The sequence below is a fragment of the Patescibacteria group bacterium genome (assembly GCA_041662665.1).
In the GTDB taxonomy this organism is placed as follows: domain Bacteria; phylum Patescibacteriota; class JABMPQ01; order JABMPQ01; family JAQVVF01; genus JAQVVF01.
In genome coordinates, this window is the sequence record JBAZSC010000002.1 from 16,335 (window position 1) to 38,030 (window position 21,696).

General features: G+C 30.4%; 19 protein-coding genes. 6 read left to right on the forward strand and 13 right to left on the reverse strand.

The genetic code is table 11. The annotated features are described in order from the left end of the window. Positions 1-88: 88 nt before the first annotated feature. From WC663_03370 to lepB, 10 genes are all read right to left on the reverse strand, one after another. Positions 89-946, reverse strand: a complete 858-nt coding sequence (locus WC663_03370; protein MFA6296368.1) for a ComEC/Rec2 family competence protein — start codon at positions 944-946, stop codon at positions 89-91. A gap of 36 nt (positions 947-982) precedes the next feature. Then, complete coding sequence (locus WC663_03375; protein ID MFA6296369.1) at positions 983-2,458, reverse strand: ComEC/Rec2 family competence protein; 1,476 nt, start codon at positions 2,456-2,458, stop codon at positions 983-985. 136 nt (positions 2,459-2,594) lie between these two features. Next, positions 2,595-3,758 (reverse strand): cell division protein FtsZ, encoded by a 1,164-nt coding sequence (gene ftsZ, locus WC663_03380; GenBank protein MFA6296370.1) that lies wholly within the window; start codon positions 3,756-3,758, stop codon positions 2,595-2,597. A 300-nt stretch (positions 3,759-4,058) separates the two neighbouring features. Continuing rightward, the gene (gene ftsA, locus WC663_03385; protein ID MFA6296371.1) at positions 4,059-5,294 is read right to left on the reverse strand and encodes a cell division protein FtsA; all 1,236 of its coding nucleotides are present in this window, start codon (positions 5,292-5,294) and stop codon (positions 4,059-4,061) included. Positions 5,295-5,420: 126 nt separating this feature from the next. Then, a complete protein-coding gene (locus WC663_03390) occupies positions 5,421-5,798 on the reverse strand; it encodes a diacylglycerol kinase family protein (protein ID MFA6296372.1) in 378 nt (125 codons plus the stop codon). Positions 5,799-5,815: 17 nt separating this feature from the next. Continuing rightward, entirely contained in the window at positions 5,816-6,310 is a 495-nt protein-coding gene (locus WC663_03395) for a hypothetical protein (GenBank protein MFA6296373.1), read from the reverse strand. Positions 6,311-6,340: 30 nt separating this feature from the next. Continuing rightward, positions 6,341-6,769, reverse strand: coding sequence for an rRNA maturation RNase YbeY (ybeY, locus tag WC663_03400; GenBank protein ID MFA6296374.1), 429 nt, complete (start codon positions 6,767-6,769; stop codon positions 6,341-6,343). Next, a complete protein-coding gene (locus WC663_03405) occupies positions 6,769-7,002 on the reverse strand; it encodes a 30S ribosomal protein S21 (GenBank protein MFA6296375.1) in 234 nt (77 codons plus the stop codon). The genes ybeY and WC663_03405 overlap by 1 nt, the downstream gene beginning before the upstream one ends. A 38-nt stretch (positions 7,003-7,040) precedes the next feature. Continuing rightward, positions 7,041-8,375 carry a histidine--tRNA ligase gene (gene hisS / locus WC663_03410; GenBank protein MFA6296376.1) on the reverse strand — a complete coding sequence of 445 codons (1,335 nt, stop codon included), beginning with the start codon at positions 8,373-8,375 and terminating at the stop codon, positions 7,041-7,043. 14 nt (positions 8,376-8,389) lie between these two features. Next, on the reverse strand, positions 8,390-8,974 hold the full coding sequence (gene lepB, locus WC663_03415) for a signal peptidase I (protein ID MFA6296377.1): 585 nt from the start codon (positions 8,972-8,974) through the stop codon (positions 8,390-8,392). Between the two features lie 132 nt (positions 8,975-9,106). Here lepB and WC663_03420 point away from each other — a divergent pair, with 132 nt between their 5' ends. From WC663_03420 to pth, 3 genes are all read left to right on the forward strand, one after another. Further along, entirely contained in the window at positions 9,107-10,483 is a 1,377-nt protein-coding gene (locus tag WC663_03420) for an LCP family protein (GenBank protein MFA6296378.1), read from the forward strand. Further along, positions 10,473-11,807 (forward strand): ribosome biogenesis GTPase Der, encoded by a 1,335-nt coding sequence (gene der / locus WC663_03425; protein ID MFA6296379.1) that lies wholly within the window; start codon positions 10,473-10,475, stop codon positions 11,805-11,807. Before WC663_03420 ends, der begins: the two co-directional genes overlap by 11 nt. Positions 11,808-11,903: 96 nt before the next feature. Further along, a complete protein-coding gene (gene pth / locus WC663_03430) occupies positions 11,904-12,437 on the forward strand; it encodes an aminoacyl-tRNA hydrolase (GenBank protein ID MFA6296380.1) in 534 nt (177 codons plus the stop codon). A gap of 287 nt (positions 12,438-12,724) precedes the next feature. Here the strand turns inward: pth and WC663_03435 are convergent, their stop codons facing one another. Both WC663_03435 and WC663_03440 read right to left on the reverse strand, forming a co-directional pair. Then, positions 12,725-13,231, reverse strand: a complete 507-nt coding sequence (locus WC663_03435; GenBank protein MFA6296381.1) for a hypothetical protein — start codon at positions 13,229-13,231, stop codon at positions 12,725-12,727. A gap of 104 nt (positions 13,232-13,335) precedes the next feature. Continuing rightward, positions 13,336-13,878 (reverse strand): hypothetical protein, encoded by a 543-nt coding sequence (locus WC663_03440; GenBank protein MFA6296382.1) that lies wholly within the window; start codon positions 13,876-13,878, stop codon positions 13,336-13,338. Between the two features lie 116 nt (positions 13,879-13,994). Between WC663_03440 and mfd the strand changes: the two genes are divergently transcribed. Next, the gene (mfd, locus tag WC663_03445; GenBank protein ID MFA6296383.1) at positions 13,995-17,189 is read left to right on the forward strand and encodes a transcription-repair coupling factor; all 3,195 of its coding nucleotides are present in this window, start codon (positions 13,995-13,997) and stop codon (positions 17,187-17,189) included. A gap of 83 nt (positions 17,190-17,272) precedes the next feature. Here mfd and WC663_03450 read toward each other — a convergent pair whose 3' ends face one another. Continuing rightward, positions 17,273-18,025, reverse strand: coding sequence for a hypothetical protein (locus tag WC663_03450; protein ID MFA6296384.1), 753 nt, complete (start codon positions 18,023-18,025; stop codon positions 17,273-17,275). A gap of 141 nt (positions 18,026-18,166) precedes the next feature. Here WC663_03450 and dprA point away from each other — a divergent pair, with 141 nt between their 5' ends. Both dprA and topA read left to right on the forward strand, forming a co-directional pair. Continuing rightward, positions 18,167-19,261 (forward strand): DNA-processing protein DprA, encoded by a 1,095-nt coding sequence (gene dprA / locus WC663_03455; protein ID MFA6296385.1) that lies wholly within the window; start codon positions 18,167-18,169, stop codon positions 19,259-19,261. A gap of 176 nt (positions 19,262-19,437) precedes the next feature. Further along, positions 19,438-21,678, forward strand: a complete 2,241-nt coding sequence (gene topA, locus WC663_03460; GenBank protein MFA6296386.1) for a type I DNA topoisomerase — start codon at positions 19,438-19,440, stop codon at positions 21,676-21,678. Positions 21,679-21,696 lie beyond the last annotated feature (18 nt).

Sequence of the window (21,696 nt, forward strand, 5' to 3'; positions counted from 1 at the left end):
ATTTACAATTAATTTTCAATAAATTAATTTTCAATAAACAGCTTGTAAATTGAAAATTGTAAATTTATTGAAAATTGTAAATTGAAAATTATTTAATCTTATCGCATTCTATTTTAATACCATCAGACAAACAACGAATATCTTTATCCAAATCTGTCCTCAAAACTTTAATGCCCAAATTATTCAAATTATCCAAAGTAATTTGTCCAGGATGATGATAAACATTTTTCAAACCCACCATAATTATACCATAATTCGGTGCAACTGCTTTCAAAAAATCCATTGAACTTGAATATTTGCTTCCATGATGGCCCACTTTCAAAACATCACTTTTCAAATCAACATTGCTAGTCAAAATTTCTTTCTCATTTTTTACTCCTGCATCACCTGTCATCATAATAGAATTTTGCCCATAAATCAATCTTAAAACAACCGAAGAATCATTTTGATCCTCGCCTTCTGTATAATTTATTGGAGCTAAAATTTTAATTTTAGTTTGTCCTATAGAAATTTCATCACCAGCTTTAACATTTTTTTCTAAAATATTTTTCTCTTTAATTATTCTTTTAAATTCTGAATAACCAGCATAATCATCTTTAGTTACAAAATACAAAACTTCTCCAACATCATATCTTTTTAAAACATCAACAAGCCCATCTATATGATCAGCATGTGAATGACTCAAAATCATTAATTCAATATTTTTATCATAATATGGCATTACCTTTCCCAATTTTTCCAAAATCTTACTGCTTGGACCTCCATCAATTAAAACATCTTGAGAATCAACAGTCCTAAAATATGAGGCATCTCCTTGCCCAATATCAAAAAAATAGGCTGTTAAATTTTTATCAGATTTAAAAACCGCTGGCCATAAAACAATATTTAGCAATCCAAATACAACTATAATGCTATAAACAATTTTTTTATTTTTAACTTTTATCATAATTAAATATCGTAGAGACGTTGCATTGCAACGTCTCTACGTCTTAATTTTTTTTCTAAAAAATCTCCAACTAACAATAATAATAACATAATACAATATCGTCCATCCAAACCAAAGTTTATCAACTTCAATTGATGCAAAATCAAATTTTACAAAAAATTCCACTAGCCAAATCATATACGAAACAAGCAACCATGCTAAAAGCCCGAACAATCTTCCTATTGGCAGAACAAACAATCCAAAAATTCCGCCCATGAATCCAAATAGCATCGTCAAAGGCACAAATGGCAAAATCAATATATTTACCAATGGTGAAATTACCGAAAGTCTTTGAAAATTATTAAAAATAATTGGCAATACTAATAATTGTGCCGCCAAAGTCATTCCCAATATTTCTTGCAATTTAAAAATATTTGGCAGAAATTTTAAATATTTTAAAATAATTGGCGTAAAATAGACGATCCCAATCGTTGCTAAAAAAGATAACTGAAAACCAACATCAAAAGATAATAGCAATGGATTAATGAAAACAATTGTTAATGCCGAAAATAAAAGCACGTTTCTAATATTCGACATTCTGCCAGAATTCAAAGCAACTAGAACTAATCCTCCCATAATAGACGCTCTAATTGCTGAAGATTGCACTCCAGTAATAATTATAAAGAACAATAATCCAGTTACAGCTAAAACAAAAGATTGTTTCCTGCTCAAAAAATACATCCCAAAAGCTAATAAAATAGAACATATAATTGTAACATGATAACCTGAAACAACTATTATATGAGAAACACCAACAAAATTAAATTTATCCATTAATTCTTTTGATAAACCACTTTTATTACCCAATAATAATCCGTCCATCAAAGAAGCTTGCGGTTCTGACAAAATTTTCGTCAAACTTGACCTAAATTTACTCTTTATTTTTAAAATATAGTTAAACAATAAATTTCCATGTCCGCTAGAAACTAATTCAATTTTTGGATTATAACTAACCGAATATATGCCGCTTTTAGCTAAAAAATCTCGATAATTAAATTCATTAAATTCACCAGGATCTTTTAATTTTGCTTGCATTACTACCGAATCTCCATAATTAAATTCTGGATATTTTGGCACAGTTACCAAAATTTTACCTTTTAATTTATTTTCGTTATCTCCTAATTTTAAATTTCCTAATGTCAATCTCGTATTCTCTATTCTAATATCAGGCTCAGAAACAACATTTCCAATAACTTTAATTTCTTCTTTTTCGTTATAATATTGCACCCATGTATTATCAACTTTTGGCAATGCTATTTCGTATCGAAACATTCCAAATAAAAAAACTAAAATTCCCAAACCAATAAACAAACAAATCCGATATTTATGCCAAATAAAAATCAGAATTAATGCACAATTAATAATTACTAATTTTAGAATTAAATTAAAATTAAAAAATTGAGATAAAAAAATCCCTCCCAAAAATATAGCACCTAGCCAAAAAAATATTTTTGCCTTAGTTAATTTGAACACTTTATCTGTTCAACTAAAATAATAAAATAAATTAAAGACCAAGATCTTTGTTCAATTTAATAAATTTAATTATAACAAAAAGTCCGTGAAATTTCACGGACTTATAACTTATACCTTTAATCTTGTATCTTCGTTTTTACTTATTCAATTTTCTTCTTATAAAAGCTGGTACGTCTAATTCGTCATCATCAGCTTCGATTGTTGGTCTGCGAGGTTCTTGAATTTTGGGTCTATTGTTTTCAACTGATTGATAACTAAATCCTTTAAAAACGTCATTTTGAATATTAGATGAAGAAGATGAGGATAATGTTGATAATGGAATTGAATCATCAAGATTTTTTTTCTTTTTCTTTGATGAAAATCCTGTAGCAATTACTGTGATCTTTATCTCATTATTTAAACTTTCGTCCCTAACAGCACCAAAAATAATTTTAGCTTTTGGATCAACTGATTCTGTAATTACTTTAGCAGCTTCATCAATTTCCAACATTCCTAAATCATCGCCACCGCAAACATTAAATAACACGCCTGTTGCGCCATCAACTGATTGTTCTAACAATGGACTATCGATTGCTTTCTTTGCAGCTTCAGCAGCTCTATTTTCGCCAGAAGCAACGCCAATACCCATCAATGCCGAACCAGTACCTTCCATGATTGCCCGAACATCTGCAAAGTCTACATTAACAACGCCTGGAACAGTAATTAAATCCGATATACCTTGAACACCTTGCCTTAAAACTTCATCAACTACTTTAAATGCATCAGTCAAAGAAGTTTTTTTATCAATTATTTGCAATAATTTGTCATTCGGAATTGTAATTAAAGTATCAACTTTGCTTTCCAATTCTTCATGCCCTTTTTCAGCAATATCATTTCTTTGTGCACCTTCGAATGAAAAAGGTTTTGTCACAACACCAACAGTCAAAGCGCCAGCTTCTTTTGCAATACTCGCAACAACTGGAGCAGCGCCAGTACCAGTTCCGCCACCAAGTCCGCAAGTGATAAAAACCATATCGCTTCCTTTGACAGCTTCTTGAATTTCTTCTTGGTCTTCTTCTGCAGCTTGTCTTCCAATTTCTGGATTCATGCCCGCACCCAATCCTCTTGTCAAAGTCTTGCCAATATTAATTCTTGTTTTAATATTAGAAACTTGCAATGCTTGAGCATCAGTATTCACAATAATAAAATCAACGCCTTTCATTGTCGATGAATGCATTCTACTTACAGCTGAACAGCCACCTCCACCAACACCAACCACTTTGATTCTCGCAAATGTTTCAATCTCTGGTTTTATCTCCATAAATTTATTTTTAACACTTTAATATACAAATTATTCTAAAATTATCGGAGCATCTAAAGCTATTCATTAGTATTCGTATGTGCCTTTTCGCTTTATTATTCGTATGTTCGCATTCGTAGTGCGCTTTTCGCATACTATTTGCATGTGCTTTTTCGCTAAAGCCATTCGCATACCAAAAATGAGCTTATCTAATAGCTCATTATAGTTGAAAAAATTATATACATCAAGAATCAATGTGGATAAGTTGAACAAGACTATTGTTCAAACTGTCCAAATTTTGTTTACAGTTTACAATTTATTCTATGGAAGAAATGTTTTGAACCAACCTTTTATTTTATCTACAGTATTACCCATTGAAGAAATTCCAGGCACGTCTTTTCTCTCTTCTACATGACTCAAACCCCACATGATCAGACCTTCTGGTGTTGCATATGATGGATCATCCATTTTATCAACCACTCCAGGTATGCTTTCAGGAAAGCCAATTTGTGCTGGCAATCTTAATTCTTTTTTCGCTAAATCAACAATATTTGGCAATTTTGCGCCACCACCACATAACACTATGCCAGCTGGTAATTTTCCTGATCTATCAATTTTTCTAAGCTCTTTATCGATCATCGAAAACATTTCTGATAATCTTGCTTCAATTATTTCTACGATTTTTTTTCTTGCAACTAGTTGAGGTTCGCCACCAACAATCTTCGATAAATCAACTTCATCTCTCTTATCAATATCTGAAGTCACTGCTACTCCATATTCTAATTTTATTCTTTCCGCATCTTCGATAGAAGTACGAAGACCAATAGCCAAATCATTTGTAATATGTTCAGAACCAATTGGCAATACAGATACAGTCATCAAATCACCTTCTTCATAGACAACTAATCCAGTTGTACCGCCACCAATATCAACCAAAACAACACCTAATTCTTTCTGTTTTTTTGACAAAACAGAATAGCTAGCTGCAAGAGGTGAAACAATCAAATCATCAATTTCAATACCAGCTCTCGCAATACATTTTGTTAAATTCTTAATATATGACGTTGCTCCTTCAACAATTACTGCTTCAACTTCCAATCTTACACCATTCATTCCAATCGGATCTTTAATGCCTTCTTGATTGTCGACAATAAAATATCTTGGCACAACATGTAAAATTTCATGATTTGGTGGTAATGAAATTGCTGATGCTGCATCAATTGATCTTGAAACATCATCTTCTGTGATTTCGTTATCAGCACGGCCAACTGCAATCACACCTTTGCTATTTTCAGAAATAACATGGCTCCCTCCAACTGAAATAAAAGCATGTTCAATTGGAACACCACTTGTTCTTTCTGCTTTTTCAATTGATGAAGATATGCTACTAGTTGCTTCTTCAACATCAACAACAACTCCTCGTCTTATTCCATTAGAAAAAGACTCACCTAATCCAATAATTTGAGGCTTTTCTGTTTCAAAATCAACTCTTGAAACAATTGTTCTAATTTTGTGAGACCCTATATCTAGTCCAACAATAATTTCTTCTTTAGGCATTTAGTTTTGATTTTGTTTTATAAATATAATTCTTTAATAATAGATTTAGTGTAACAAAAAAATCGATAAATTGTAAGATTAATTTGTTGATAAATAGATTTTTAAAAATATCTATTTAATTTCTAACTAAATATTAAATAAATTTATAATTCTTGGCAAGAAGATAATTATACCAATTGCAACAGCAGCCAACGATGCAACTAATACAGTTGCTGCCATCATATCTTTTATTATCATCGCATAATCATGAATTCGCGGTTTTAGAATATCAACTATTCTTTCAAATATGGAATTGACTAATTCAGCAAAAATTACCAATGTCATTGCAATTATCAAAATCAATGCTTCTAACATCGATACTTTAAAGAAAACCATTAATATAATTACAATCGAAGCCACAAAAAGATGAATTCTAAAATTTTGTTCTTCTTTAAAAGTATAAATTAAACCTTTAAAAGAATAACCGAAACTTTTAACTAATCTTTTTAAATCTATTATTTTCATTTTTATTTTTATCAATATTAATTATAAAAACAAGCTTTATATTGAATTCGCTGCAATACAGGTTTAATTTTCTCAACCTTTTCAGTTTTGCCCATATTGTCATATTCCACCAGTTCTTGTTCAAGGCTCAACAGAGGCAAAGACATTCCTTGGTATTCTTTAATAAATATCTTGTGATTTTGATTAGGCTCGGACCATGAACCGTTTCTAAGACGATATTGAAACTCACCCATCACGTCAATGTTCACACCATCGATTTTATATATTCCAAAGAATGATTGATATTTATCAGTACTTGAAAATTTAGATTCTTTCACTTTGTATTCATCCATCAAAATATTTATTTGTTTTGAACCTACCTCAGTCGTTAAAATATCAATATCATTGTTAATTTGCACATCCACCCCCTGAATCACAAGCGAAGTGCTTCCACTCAAAATCCAGGGAATGTCTTTACCATCGATTAATTGAACGAACTTTTTTAGAACATTTAAAATATGTGCTGGTACCATACAGATGGTTTAAATTAAAGAAATATTTGCCTAACTATAAAATTTATCTAAGATTTTTCGGAGGCGAAATAATATTTCCTTTTGCAAAAAAACCATTTTTTTATAACCTTTTTCATTTTCATCATTATAATCAAAAAGATGCAAGATGCCATGGATAAAAATTTCTGCTAATTCTTCTTTGTCATTTCTTTCAATCTTTTTTGCTTGTCTTTTTACTTGATCTATACAAATAAAAATTTGACCTAAAAAATTTTCTTCTTTTATATTGAAAGTCAAAACATCAGTAACTTTATCTATTTTGCGATATTTTTTATTTAGATTTTTAATTTCATCATCACTAACTAAAACCACATCAAAATCATAATTACTTTTTTCATTCAGATAGCTAAAGGTATCCTTAGCTATCTTTTCAAAAAAGTCTTTATTAATCTTGCTCTTTGTGCGATTAATTAAATTCATTATTGTTTGAATGCTTGACTATCTAATTTTCCTATCTTTCGAAGATAATCTCTTTCTTTTCTAAATTCACTGCGTTTAATTGCACTTCTTCTTGTTAAGTTCTTGCTTTTCTTTCTTTCAAAACGTTTTTTGCTTCTTGCCAAAACCAAAACTCCACTTCTCTGAAGTTGTTTCTTAAATCTCCTTAACATACTTTCGATTTTCTCATCGCCTCTTTTGGTTACATCAACCATTAGATTCACCCACCTTTCTTATAAATATATTTATTAAACTAATTCTTTTGACTCAATTTTTTCTTGATCTCAATTGCTAGATTATCCTGATTTAAAACTTCTTGAATTCCACTTTGCATATCTCTGATCAATATACTTTTATCTAAAACTTCTTTTTGCCCTAATATCAATGCATATCTAACTCCTAAATTACTAGCAAATCTTAATTGAGATTTTATGCTATCTTTGTGCATATTCTCAACTACAGAAATTCCGCTGTCAATCAACGCATTTATAATTCCTAAAGATTTTTTCCTAGCCATATCTCCCAATTGAACAAGCATTACATCTGGCTTTTTTCTAGGTAAATCTTTTCGTTCTCTATTTTCTTTTAAATAATTTATGATTCTCTCTACTCCCAAAGCCATGCCAATTGCTGGAGTTTCTCTACCACCCATAATTTCCACGAGATCATCATATCTTCCGCCACCGCCAAAACTTCCTTGAGCTGCAACAGCTTTTTCTCCTGTTGGCCAAATTTCAAAAGCAGTCTTTGTATAATAGTCTAATCCGCGTACTAATTTAGAATTCAAATTATAAGGAATTTTAGCTTCGTCTAAATATTCTAATACTTCTTTAAAATGATTATGGCATTCCTCGCATAGATAATCAATAATTTGCGGTGCTTCATTGATTGTTTCTTGACATTTTGGATTCTTGCAATCTAAAACTCTCATTGGATTGCTTTTTAATCTTTTTTTGCAATCCATACATAATCTTTGTTTTTTGCTTGTCAAAAAATCAACTAACATCTCGCGATATTGTTCACGACAAACTCTGCAACCAACACTATTTATCTGAACCTCAAAATTGTTCAAGCCAATTTTTTTCAAAATCTTCCATGCAATAAAAATTACTTGCGCATCAATCACTGCTTTTGAACTTCCTAAAGCCTCAATATTAAATTGATGAAATTCTCTTTGTCTGCCAGCTTGTGGCTTTTCTCTGCGAAACATTGGACCAACATAATACAATTTAACTGGCTGAGGATAGGTATGCATACCATTCTCAATATATGCTCTAACAACACCAGGTGTACCTTCTGGTCGCAATGTTAAATCATCTCCACCTTTATCAATAAAAGAAAACATTTCTTTCTGAACAACATCTGTGTTCTCTCCTGTTGATCTTTGGAACAGCTCTGTTCTCTCTAAAATCGGCGTTTCAAATTTACTAAAACCAAAAGTTCTAGTTACTTTATCTACTGCATCGAAAAACAAATCCCAATAAGGCATTTCTGAAGGCAAAATATCATGCATTCCCTTTACTTTTTCAACTAATTTCTTCTTTACTCTTAATTTAGGTTTCTTTAATGTTTTCTTAGGTCTACCCATATAATTGATTAAATTTAATTTTTAACACTAAAATAAAGTGGTGTCTTAAAAAGACCAACCTTTGCCAATGGCCAACCTCGAAGCCAAACGCGACCAATTAGATTTGCTTTTGGCAACGGACCCCAAATTCTTGAATCACTGCTCGCTTTTCTATTATCACCCAACACAAAAAATTCATTATCTTTGACTGTATAATCAATTCTGCCAGGCGTCTTTAAATCAGCAGGCAGATAGCTTTCGTCAACAGAAATTCCTTCAGAATGATCTTGGTTGTATATCTTAACACTTCCATTAAAAATTTCAAGTCTTTCACCTGGCAATCCAATAATCCTCTTAATAAAAAATTGGGATGGATCTTTTGGATACTTAAAAATAACCACATCTCCTCTCTTTGGTTTTTCAAAACGATAGCTTATTTCATCAACAATTAGATACTGACCATCTGAAAAATTCGGTTCCATGCTCTCACCTCTAACAAAAAAAGGCTGAAATAAAAAATATCTAACTGGAATAATAATTGCTAAAGAAATTAAAATTATTTTCACTAATTCAACAACAAATTCTTTTGTTGAAGTTTTTTGTACTATTTTTGTTTCCATTATATCTCCTCCGCGCTTTTCTAAAAAAAGCAAAATTAATATTTTATAAGTAACACAATTATACCACAATCAAAGATTTTTTAGCAAGACCAATTGACATCACTTAGCAACAACTTATATAATATATCTATTATGATAAAACTAAATGATCAAAAATTAAAAATGCTAAAGAAAAATATTGTTCCTATATTCTTAATTATTTTTTTATTAATAACTTCTCTTATTTCTTTTAAGTTTTTTTCAATTGGAAAAAGTGTTTTTAAAGTCACAGCTAATACTTCTTTGTTAGGCCAGCTCCAAAAATTTATTATTCCTAATAAAAAATTAAAAGGCGAAAAAGAAAAAAGAACAAATATTTTACTTCTTGGAGTAGGTGGCGAAGGACATGATGGCGCGATGCTTACTGATACAATTATCATTTTCAGCATTAAATATGAAAATGATAAACCAAGAGTAGCATTGATTTCTATTCCTCGAGATCTTTATGTAAACTTAAAAGATTTCGGCAATACAAAAATCAATAGCGTTTATGCTCTTGATAAAGACAGCAATCCTGATTCGAACAGAATTATTAAATCAATTGAAGGCGTTACTGGTTTACCAATTCATTATTATATTCAAGCTGATTTTGAAGGCTTTAAAAAAGCCGTTGATGCTGTTGGCGGAATTGATGTTAATGTTGAACATAGTTTTGTTGACGACAAATATCCAACTAATAATTTTGGCGTAGAAACAATTTCTTTTGAAAAAGGATTAAATCACATGGATGGAGAAACAGCTCTAAAATATTCTCGCTCTCGACATGGAGTGGTTACTGATAAATCAGAAGCTTTTGAAGCAAATGATAGCGCTAGAGCAAAAAGACAACAACAAATTCTTTATGCCTCCAAAGAAAAAACAATGTCAGTTTCAACGATTAGCAATCCTAAAAAAATTAATGATCTTCTAGGCATCCTCGGTGATCATATCAGAACAAATTTAGAATTATGGGAAATGTTAAAACTCGGCGAACTTGCAAAAAATATTGATTCAAGTGACCTAAAAAATCATGTCTTAGATGATTCTCCAAATGGTTTACTTTATGCTTCAACAAGTCCTAATGGTTCATTCATTTTCTTGCCAAAATCAAATGATTTTACAGAAATACATCATTACTGCAAAAATGTTTTTGAACCAAAACAAGAGGATATTGAAACTGCTAATATTAAAGTTCTTAATGGAACAGAAACTCCAAATCTTGCGCAAGAAGCATCAGCATTAATTGCCTACGACAATATAAAAGTATTAGCTCTTGACAATGCTTCAAAAATAGATTATAACAAAACGATAGTCTATGATTATTCAAATGGCAAAAAACCAAATACTATCGAATTTTTAAAAAACAGATTTAATGCAAAAGTTATTAAATCAACAACAATTCCGAAAGAATATAATAATGATAATAGCAAAATAGACATTATCATGATTATTGGCAAAAATTTTTCGCAATTACCTCATTATGAATACTAACGTCGTTATCATCGGCAGACCAAACTGCGGTAAATCAACACTTTTTAACAAACTAGTTGGAAGAAGCAGATCTGTTACATCGCCTATCGCTGGAACGACAAGAGACGTCGTTAATGGAAGTACTAGCTGGAAAGGAAAAGTATTTACCATTTTTGACACTGGCGGATTCGAATACAAAGTTAAAGCACAAGATGTAATAAATAAAAGTGTCCAAGATCAAATTCAATTCGCTTTAAAAAAAGCGGATATTATTTTGTTTATAACTAATATCAAGACAGGCATTACTGCTCCAGATATTAGTTTTTCAAAAGAATTAAAAAAAATCAAGAAACCAATAATTCTAGTTGCCAACAAAGCTGATAATGATGATCTAAGAGAAAGAGGCCAAGAAATGTTAAGTCTAGGACTAGGAGAGCCACAAATAATTTCAGCCTTAACTAGTTCTGGCATTGGTGATCTATTAGACAAAATTTCTTCTTTGATTAAAAAAACAAAAGAATCAGAAACAGAAGAAACAGAAATAAAAACAATCAGAGTTGGTTTTTTTGGCAAACCTAATGTCGGTAAATCTTCAATCATTAATGCCTTATTAGGCGAAGAAAAAGTTATAGTCTCTGATATTCCAGGAACAACAAGAGATGCAATTGAAAATACAATTGAATACAAAGACAAAAAATTTATTGTCATCGATTCTGCTGGAATAAAAAGAAAAAGAGAAGCTCGATTTGGAATTGAAAAATTTTCGATTCGAAAAAGTTTGGCTACTATTTTAGATTGCGATGTAATTCTATTTGTTGTTGATTGCGAAGATTTTTTATCAAGACAAGACAAAAGAATTTCCGAAAGAATTCTTGAAAGCAAAGCTAGCGTCATCATTGTTGCTAACAAATTTGATCTAATGGAACAAAAACAAAGCAATATTGATAAAATAGTAAATTCATTGCGTTTCCATTTTAATTTTCTTTATTTTGCGCCAATTGTTTTTACTTCTGCCAAAACTAATCAAAATATCAAAGAAATTTTAGATTTATTAATTCTAGCCAACGAAAAAAGAAATCAAATCGTTGATCAAGAAGAATTAACGAAATTTTTATTAGATATTTTAAAAGACTATCCTCCACATCGCAATAAAAAATCAAAGAAAAGACCAAAATTAATTAGGCTAATTCAATTCAGAACCAACCCTCCAAAATTCAATCTTTATCTAGAAGGACCAGAAACAATCGCTCCTCAATATTTAAGATTTTTAGAACGAAAAATTCATGAGAAATATGGATTTGAATGTGCTCCAATTCATATTTCTGTAGCAAGAGAAGACAAATAACATAATACAAATATACAAATCTATGCTAATCTACAAATATGCAAATACATGCAAATTAGTCTATTCTTATATTCATATTCACTCTAATTTAAAAATATGCAATTAATTATTGGCTTAGGTAATCCAGGCGAAAAATATAACAATACTCGACATAACGTTGGCTTTCAAACTTTAGATAGTTTAGCAAAAAAGCTAGATTTAAATTTTAGTTTAGAAAAAAAATTTAATGCTGAAGTCGCTCAAACTAATCTAAAAGACGAAAAAACAATTTTTGCCAAACCACAAACTTTCATGAATAATTCAGGAACTGCAGTTCAAGCTCTTGTTTCATTTTACAAAATCGATCCCAAAAAAGATTTAACTATAATTTACGACGATATCGATTTGCCAATTGGCGAAGTTCGAACTTCTGGCCAATCTGCTGGCGGTCATAATGGCATGCAATCAATTATTCAATCTTTAAATACAAATGAAATACAACGTTTTAGAATTGGTGTTCTAAATTTACCTAAAGAACAAATTTCAGATACTGCCAATTATGTTCTAGGAAATTTTTCAAAAGAAGAACAAGAAATCATTAATAAAAGCATTGATCAAGTTATCGAAAAAATTACTAAATCCGCTAAATAAAAGCAGATTTTTAAAACAAAAAAACCGCAAACAATGCGATTATATTTTTAGTCTAGTTACTAGTTACTTTTTACTAGTTACTATTTTTTAGTTTTCTTCCATTTTTCTGCCTGCAAGCCTAAGCAAAAGCTTAAATTATAGCTACTCACAAAACTTAAGGAGGGATAGTCTTGCTTTGGCAACTCGCAGACAGAAAAATGAAAAAAACATTTTCATAACATCTTATCAAATGGAAAATTTATGTCAAGATTTTAAGAAATAAAAAAAGCTACCACCAAAGCAATAGCTTAAACTCCAATCAAAGGTACTTGTTCATCATTTATCGAAAGATCTTTTCCGCTAATAATCAAAGTCCTACCGTCTACAACAACTGAAACAGTAATACAACCGTAGCTCTGATCAATACTTAGATTCGAAGAAAAACCATATTCTTTTTCAATCTTTTTCTTAAATTTTCGGAAACGATCTTTTTCATTTTTGATTTTTTCACGTAAACTCGAATTCACTATTCTTAAAGTAATGATCTCCTTATTCATTCTTTTACTTCGACCTTTTACTAAAATACAGTATGGGTTTAGTAGAATAATCTTATCTGTATATGTAACACTAAAATATGAACCTGAATCTGTACGCATAATAACACTGCCACTTATACTTCCATAAGAAGCATCCTTGATTACACGCGCTTTTTCAAGACCAGATGGGCAATTAACACCACCTCTAATTTCCCATTCACCAGTGCTTAAAAACTCAATAAATTGTTTAGCGTTCAATCTTTCCTCGCCCTTCTCCATCTTCCTCTCCCTCCTTGTGTTTCGGTTTCTAGAATAATTTAGTATAGCAAATCAAAATATATAATCAAGATTTTAAAAATAAAAAAACTGTCACAAAGTAACAGTTAACAAAGATCGATTTTTGGCATCATTCTACCATTCAAATACAAACGTCCTCTGAAAAACTCAATTCTCAAGCTCTTATCGCCACAACGAATCGTTACTTTCTGCTCATCATCGACATCAATACTTGTCAAAACCGAACCAATAAGATCATTCGAAATTCCAACCACTTGTTTGCGTAAAGCATAACGACGCTGATTCTTTGCTCTACGCTTTCTTTTTTCATCAACTTCCTTTACTACTTGCTGCGATTTCTTATCCAATTCCAGATTCCGAATCTTCATAATTGCAACGGAACCACGACGTACTGTCACTGCACAATCCTTTATCATAAAGATATCATCTCTAACCGTAATGAGATAATTTTTACACATATCATCATTAAACATACGAACTCCAGCACCAATCTGAGTTTCTTCAAAAAAAAGACGAGACAATGTAATAGGTCTTGATTCACCTAAATAGAAAGTGCCACCTACCAACGACCACCCACCCATCCTTAATAGCTCAACAAATACCTTTAAATCCAACGATTTCTCCGTCATTGCCTTTTCCTCCTTTCGTTGCAACCAGATTGAAAAACATATAAGTATAAAACATAAATAATTAAAAGTCAATGTTTTGTCTTGCTTTTTTGGCTCAAGTATGCTATCATCTCTCTATGCTAGAAATTCTAGCCAAAACGCTTTCTTCAAGCAAAAAAACGGTATTAACCGGTATTTGTGAACAAGCAAAGCCATACATTATTACCAAGCTGATACCCCCAAAAAATATGGATCAGCCGATTTTTTATTTCGTCAAAAATCATCAATTGGCAATATCTACATATAATAATCTAAAAAACTGGCAAGAAAATATTACAATTAGAATCTTCAAACCAATTGATGAAAAATCGCTAGATTTAGATAATGAAAAAATCAGACAAGATTTTATTAAAAAACAAAATTTCTTATCCGATATTTCTGAAAACAAATCAGGATTTTATATTATTCCAATTGAATATCTAAATAGCACTTGTCCAAAAATTAGCAATTTTGAAAGAAATTTTTCAAGCGCGACAAAAAATGAGTTAATTGATCCAAATGATTTAGCTAAAGATTTTTCTACTCAAGGCTATGAGCGAGATACAAATGCAGTTACAAAAGGATATTTTTCTAAAAAAGGCGGACTTATCGAAATTTTTCCAATCAATAAAAAATATCCAATCAGAATCGAATTCATTGGCAATAAAATTGAAGACATTCAAATTTTTGATCCAAAAAACAAAAAAGGATTACAAAAAGTTAATTCCATTTTAATTCCTCCAATCAAAACAAATGACAGCAATGGAAAATTATCTGATTATTTAAAAATGCCAAAAAAAGCAATTGCAATAATTAATGATCCAGAAAGTTTAAAAGAATCAATTGATCCATTCTCTTACAAACCATATCAAGAATTTGAAAAATCAATTAATGATTTCACTCAAATCATTATCCAATCTTTTCCAGAAGAAAAAACAATTGATTTTGATTTTGTTTCAATTCCAAATTTTAGCAATAATTTATTAGCCTTAAAAAAAGAATTGCAAAAATATCATGATTATAAAATAATTATTCTCACTCAAGATGAAAAAGCAATTAAAAAAATATTTACAAATTTAAATATAAATTTTTCAAAAATAATCCTTGAAAAAAAAGAATACTTAAAAAATATTTTTGGATTCAAAAGCAATCAGCAAAAATTATTATTTTTAACTGACAATGAAATAATTCAAGAAAAAACTGAAAATAAAAAAAGCATTAATGAAGCTTTTATTTCCGAATTAAAAATTAATGACTTTTTAGTCCATGAAGATCATGGCATCTGTTTATTCAAAGGAACGACAAAAAGAATTATTGATAATATTGAAAAAGAATATCTAATTTTAGAATATGCTGACAATGATAAACTTTTTTTGCCTGTCGAATATTCTGAAAAAATAACCAAATATATCGGCCAATCACATCCCAAAATTAATCGTCTCCATACTGCATCATGGCAAGAATTAAAAAGCAAAATTAAAAAAAGAACTGAAATTATTGCCAAAGATCTTCTAAAAATTTACGCCAATCGCGAAAAATCACATGGCTTTACTTTTTCTCCTGACAATGAAATTCAAAAAGAATTAGAAAATAGTTTTCCATATCAAGAAACTCCTGACCAAATCAAAGTTATCAAAGAAGTAAAAGATGACATGGAAAAGAAAAAATCAAAAAAACCAATGGATCGTTTAATTTGCGGAGATGTTGGTTTTGGCAAAACTGAAATCGCTTTGCGCGCTGCTTTCAAAGCTGCTCAAGACAAAAAACAAGTTGCCATTCTTTGTCCTACCACAATTCTTGCCAAACAACATTTCGATAATTTTAAAAATCGATTAGAAAATTTTGATTTAAAAATTGCTGTCATTTCTCGCTTTCAATCAAAATTGCAACAACAAGATATTTTAGAAAAATTATCAACAGGTCAAATTAATATTATCATTGGCACTCACCGACTTTTGTCTAATGATATTAAATTTAAAGATCTCGGACTTTTAGTTTTAGATGAGGAACAAAGATTTGGCGTAAAACATAAAGAAACAATCAAAAAATTAAAAGCCAACATTGATATTTTAGCATTATCAGCAACACCAATTCCAAGAACTTTAAATTTATCATTATCAGGACTTCGCGATATCAGCATCATTAGTACTCCTCCACCAGGACGTCAATCTGTTGCAAATTACATCAAACCATATTCTGAAAATATTATTTTTAATGCTTTCAAAAAAGAATTAGATCGCAATGGCCAAATTTATTTTCTTCATAATAAAGTTCAAACAATTCAAGCAGCAACTGAAAAAATTAAAAAATTGATTGAAAAATATAAAAAACCAATTTCAGTTGCTTTTGCTCATGGACAAATGCCAGAAAACAATTTGGAAAAAATAATGGCTGAATTCTATGACAAGAAAATTGATATTCTAGTTGCTTCATCAATTATTGAAAACGGTCTTGATGTTCCAAATGTTAATACGATTATCATTGATAATGCTTCAAATTTTGGCCTCGCTGATTTATATCAACTAAAAGGTAGAGTTGGACGTGGACAAAAACAAGCCTATGCCTATTTTTTATATAAAAGTACAGAGTTAAAAGAAAAAGCTAGAAGAAGATTAGAAGCATTGCTTGAAGCAAAAGAATTAGGCTCTGGTTTTCAATTGGCTTTACGAGATCTTGAAATTAGAGGCGCTGGAAATATTTTAGGCAAAGAACAATCAGGAGCTGTCACCACAGTTGGCTTAAATTTATATTGCCGACTTTTAAATCAAGCAATTAAAGATCTAAAATCAGGACAAGAAAAAGTATTAGAAGAAAAAATTTCTCCAACACTTGATTTGCCATTATCTGCATATTTGCCTGAAAAAATATTTCCAAACTTTGAAAAACGCTTGAAGCTTTATCAACAAATTGCCAATATTGAGAATATTGATGAATTGCAACAGCAAAAAAATAATTTGCTAAAAGATGTTCCAAATATTAGCGCTGAAGTAAATACCCAAATTAACTATGTTAATAATTTATTCTATATTTTAGAATTAAAAATAATTTCTCAAAAAGCAAAAATTAAATATATCAAAACAAAACAGATTAATCTGCCAAATGGCAAAAGCTACAATCGTTTTGTCGTCAACTTCATCGGTCAAACAAACTACGAAAATGCCTACTCATTGATCAAAAAAAATCCTCAATGGGACATTGAAGATAATGAAATAAAAATAAACCAATCTGATCTAGGACCAGATTGGAAAAATTCTTTAAAACAAAGTTTACAATTTTTTGCTTGCCAGCCGTAATACCAAAATTATTTTCAAAAAATAATTTATTTTATTACAGATTTTACAAATATTCATTCTTTTAAAAGTATATAAAGGAAGGCTTAATTTTTGATTTGAATTGTCTCAATCAAAGCATCAATAGTTTTAAGATTATTCTTTACATAATAATCTTCAGCTTCTTTTGTTGGAAAAGACTGACCAGGAGTAATTGTATATACTTTACCACCATTTGCAAAGAAATATTTAATTCCTAGAACGCCATAATTTTCGCTATATTCATCAGTAACCGTAACTTTCAAAGCATTAATTTTTTGATCTTTACCGATTTTTACATTTTCTAATTGTAATAGATTATCTTGATCAAAATTATAAGTAATAACATCTTTCAAAGATTCATTTGCATCGTTATTAATAATACCTACACCAAAAATACCAAAATCATAAAAATCATATTTTCTTTCACCAGGAATATCAATTTGTCTAACTTTTTTGCTTTGATCTAATACCTCAGGATATAAGAATGAAATTCCTTGAATATCAAATTCTAACCAATCAGAAGTAATATCTTCATTTTTAGAATTTACATTTTCATTAACAATATTTGTGTTCTCATTAATATTTTCTTTTTGTTCATTTGCTGATTCATTTGTTTTAATTTCTTCAGTTTTTTTATCTTTCTTAAAACTAATATAATTTTTAAATCCTAGATTATCAGTAGCTAAAAAAGCAATCAAATATCCACCTAAACCTAAAACTAAAATACCAAAAATAATTCCGAAAACAATTTTTAATACTTTTTCTCTTTTTTGTTTTTTTCCTTCTTGATTTTGAATTTGATTTTGTTCGTTAACCATAAAATTAAATTAAATTATTATTAGAAACAGAGTATATTGTATTTTTGTATTTTTGTCAATAGTTTGTCTAAAATTCCTTTTTTATGTTACTGTAAAGACATAAATTATTTTTATTAGCAAATAATTCGCAAAAATTTGCAAATGATTAGCGATGATCTTAAATATTGGAATGCTTTAAATCAAAATCTAAGAATCGGCGCCAGAAGATTCAAAAAACTCTACACCCATTTCGAAACTATGGAACAAGTTTGGTTCGCTGATTCTTTAGAATTAAGCAAAGCTGGTCTAGAAGACAAAGTTATTGATTATATTTTGGTCAAAAGGCCTACTATTTCAGTAGATTCTGAAATGGAAAAATTAGAAAAAGAGAACATCCATATTATCACTATCAAAGATAAAGCCTATCCAAAATTGCTCAAAGAAATTTATGATCCGCCTGCCCTACTTTATGTCAGAGGCGAATTAAAAGAACAAGATGAATTTGCAATTAGCGTTGTTGGAACTAGAAAAATTTCTCAATATGGAAAACAAGTCATTCCTGATATTGTTCATGAATTAGCTAGCAATAAAATAACAATCATTTCAGGTCTTGCATTAGGCGCTGATACTTTTGCTCATCAAGCTGCAATTGCCGCTTCTGGTCGAACAATTGCAGTTTTAGGTTCAGGCCTTGACCACCAACATATTTATCCATATTGCAACAAATCTTTATCAGAAATTGTTTCTCAACATGGTGCAGTTATTTCTGAATATCCAATTAATACTTTGCCATTAAAACAACATTTTCCTGCTCGAAACAGAATTGTCTCTGGCATGTCTTTAGGAATCTTAGTTATTGAAGCACCTTCTGATTCTGGAGCTCTAATCACCGCAAAATTTGGACTTGAACATAATCGAGATATTTTTGCTATTCCTGGCAGTATTTATTCTCAAAATTCAATTGGTCCGAATAATTTAATTAAACAAGGCGCAAAATTAATCACTTGCGCTCAAGATATTTTAGATGAATTAAATTTATCTCTCGCCACATCTTATCAACAGACTAAAGAAATAGTTCCAGAAAGCAAAGAAGAAGAAATATTATTAAAAATAATAACAAAAGAACCTGTCCATATTGATAAAATTGTACAGCAATCCAAAATGCCTTCCTCTCAAGTTAGTGCAACTTTGACAATGATGGAAATGAAGGGCAAGGTAAGAAATTTGGGTGCTATGAATTATGTATTGGCAAGATAACAAAATTAATTCTCATAATAATGAGAATTATGAATAATGAATAATGAATTAAGAATCAAGATTCCCTATTCATTATTCCAATCATAATTCATGATTCGTTATTCTTAATTCTCGTTACCATTTGACAAACCTTATTAATAAGTTAGTATAAGAATTAATAATATCTAAAATAATTTATGTCAAAACTAGTCATAGTTGAGTCTCCAACAAAAGCCCGCACAATCACTCGTTTTTTGCCAAAGAAAGATTACATTATTGAATCTTCCTATGGTCATATCCGCGATCTTCCCAAAGCTGAGCTTGGAGTTGATGTTGACAATAATTTTGAACCAAAATACATTATTCCAACTAAAGCCAAAAAACAAGTCAGCATTCTTAAAAAAGAAACTAAAAAAGCTGATAGTGTTATACTTGCAACTGATGAAGACCGCGAAGGAGAAGCAATTGCTTGGCATTTGGTAAAAGCATTAGATCTTGATCAAGACAAAGCTGATCGCATTGTTTTTCATGAAATCACTGAAAAAGCAATTTTAAATGCTTTAAAAAAGCCAAGAAAAATTAATTTAAATTTAGTCGATGCTCAACAAGCAAGACGTGTTTTAGATCGATTGGTAGGTTATAAACTATCACCTTTTTTGTGGAAAAAAATTAGACGAGGATTATCAGCTGGACGTGTTCAATCTGTTGCAGTTCGCTTAATCGTTGACAAAGAAAGAGAAAGAGAAAAATTCAAAGAACAAGAATACTGGCAAATTGAAGCTGAATTAAAGAAGAAAGATGCTAAAGAAACATTTTTAGCCAGACTAATTAAAAAAGACGAAACTGTCTTTAAAAAACTCGATATTAAAAATCAAGAACAAGCAAACAAAATTGTCGCTGATCTTAATAATGCAAAATATTTAGTTTCCGATATCGTAAAAAAAGAAATCAAAAAGTCACCAACTCCTCCATTCACAACAAGTACTTTGCAACAAGAAGCTTCCAAAAAATTAGGCTTTTCTGCTAAACAAACAATGATGTTGGCTCAACAATTGTATGAAGGTATTAATATTGATGGCAAATCAACAGGCTTAATTACTTACATGAGAACAGATTCTGTTAATTTAGCAGAAGATGCATTAGCAGAAGCAAAAAATGTTATTGAACAAAAATTTAGTTCAGAGTACGCTCTACCTGAACCAAGACGTTTTAAGACAAAATCAAAAGGCGCTCAAGAAGCTCACGAAGCAATCAGGCCTACTTCTTTTGCTAGAGTTCCTGATGAAATTCAAAACAATTTAGATCCAAAACAATATAAACTTTATCGCCTCATTTGGCAAAGAGCTCTTGCATGCCAAATGCAACAAGCAACTTTAGATTCTGTTTCTGTTGATATCAAAGCAAAAAATTATACATTTAGATCTAATGGTTCAACTGTCAAATTTGCTGGTTTCTTAAAAGTTTATGCTCAAGATGGAAAATTACCACTTAAAGAAGTAATTTTGCCAGTATTAACAAAAGAAGAAAATCTAGATTTCATAAAATTATTACCAAGCAAGCACATGACTGAACCGCCAGCTCGTTATTCTGAAGCAACTTTAATTAAAGCACTTGAAGAACAAGGCATTGGCCGTCCATCAACTTATGCACCAACAATATCTACAATTCAACTTCGTAATTATATTGCCAAAGACGAAAATCGCAAATTCTATCCTACTGAAGTCGGTATTTTAGTCAACGATCTTCTAGTCGAACATTTTCCTCAAATCGTTGATATCAAATTTACTGCTTTAATGGAAGATAGCTTAGATAAAATTGCCGAAGGCGAAAAAAAATGGCAACCTACTATCAAGGAATTTTATGATCCATTTGCCAAAAATTTGAAAGAAAAAGAAAAAGAAGTCAAAAAATTTGAAGAAGAAACTGGCAAAAAATGCCCAAAATGCGGAAAACCAGTAGTCATCAAATACGGACGTTTTGGCAAATTCCAAGCTTGTTCTGGTTTTCCAGAATGTAAATTTGCTGAACCAATTGAATCAGAAAAGAAAGAAAAAGAAGAACTAGAAAAAAAATATGCTGGCGAAAAATGTGAAAAATGTGGTTCATCCATGATCGTTAAACAAGGACGCTTCGGCCAATTCCTAGCTTGCTCTAAATATCCAGAATGTAAAACAACCAAGCCAATTGAAAAAGCAACTGGAGTCAAATGTCCAAAATGCGGTAAAGGCGATATTATTGAAAAAAGATCAAAAAGAGGAAAAACTTTCTTTGCCTGTAATAAATATCCTGAATGCAAAAATGCCTATTGGAGCAAACCAACTGGCGAAAAATGTCCAAAATGCCAATCCTTATTAGTCTTTGCTACTGACAAAAAAATAAAATGTTCCAGCAAAGAATGCGATTTCACAAAAGACCAGCCAGAAAAACAAGAAAAATAATTTCTACCCTGCTAATAG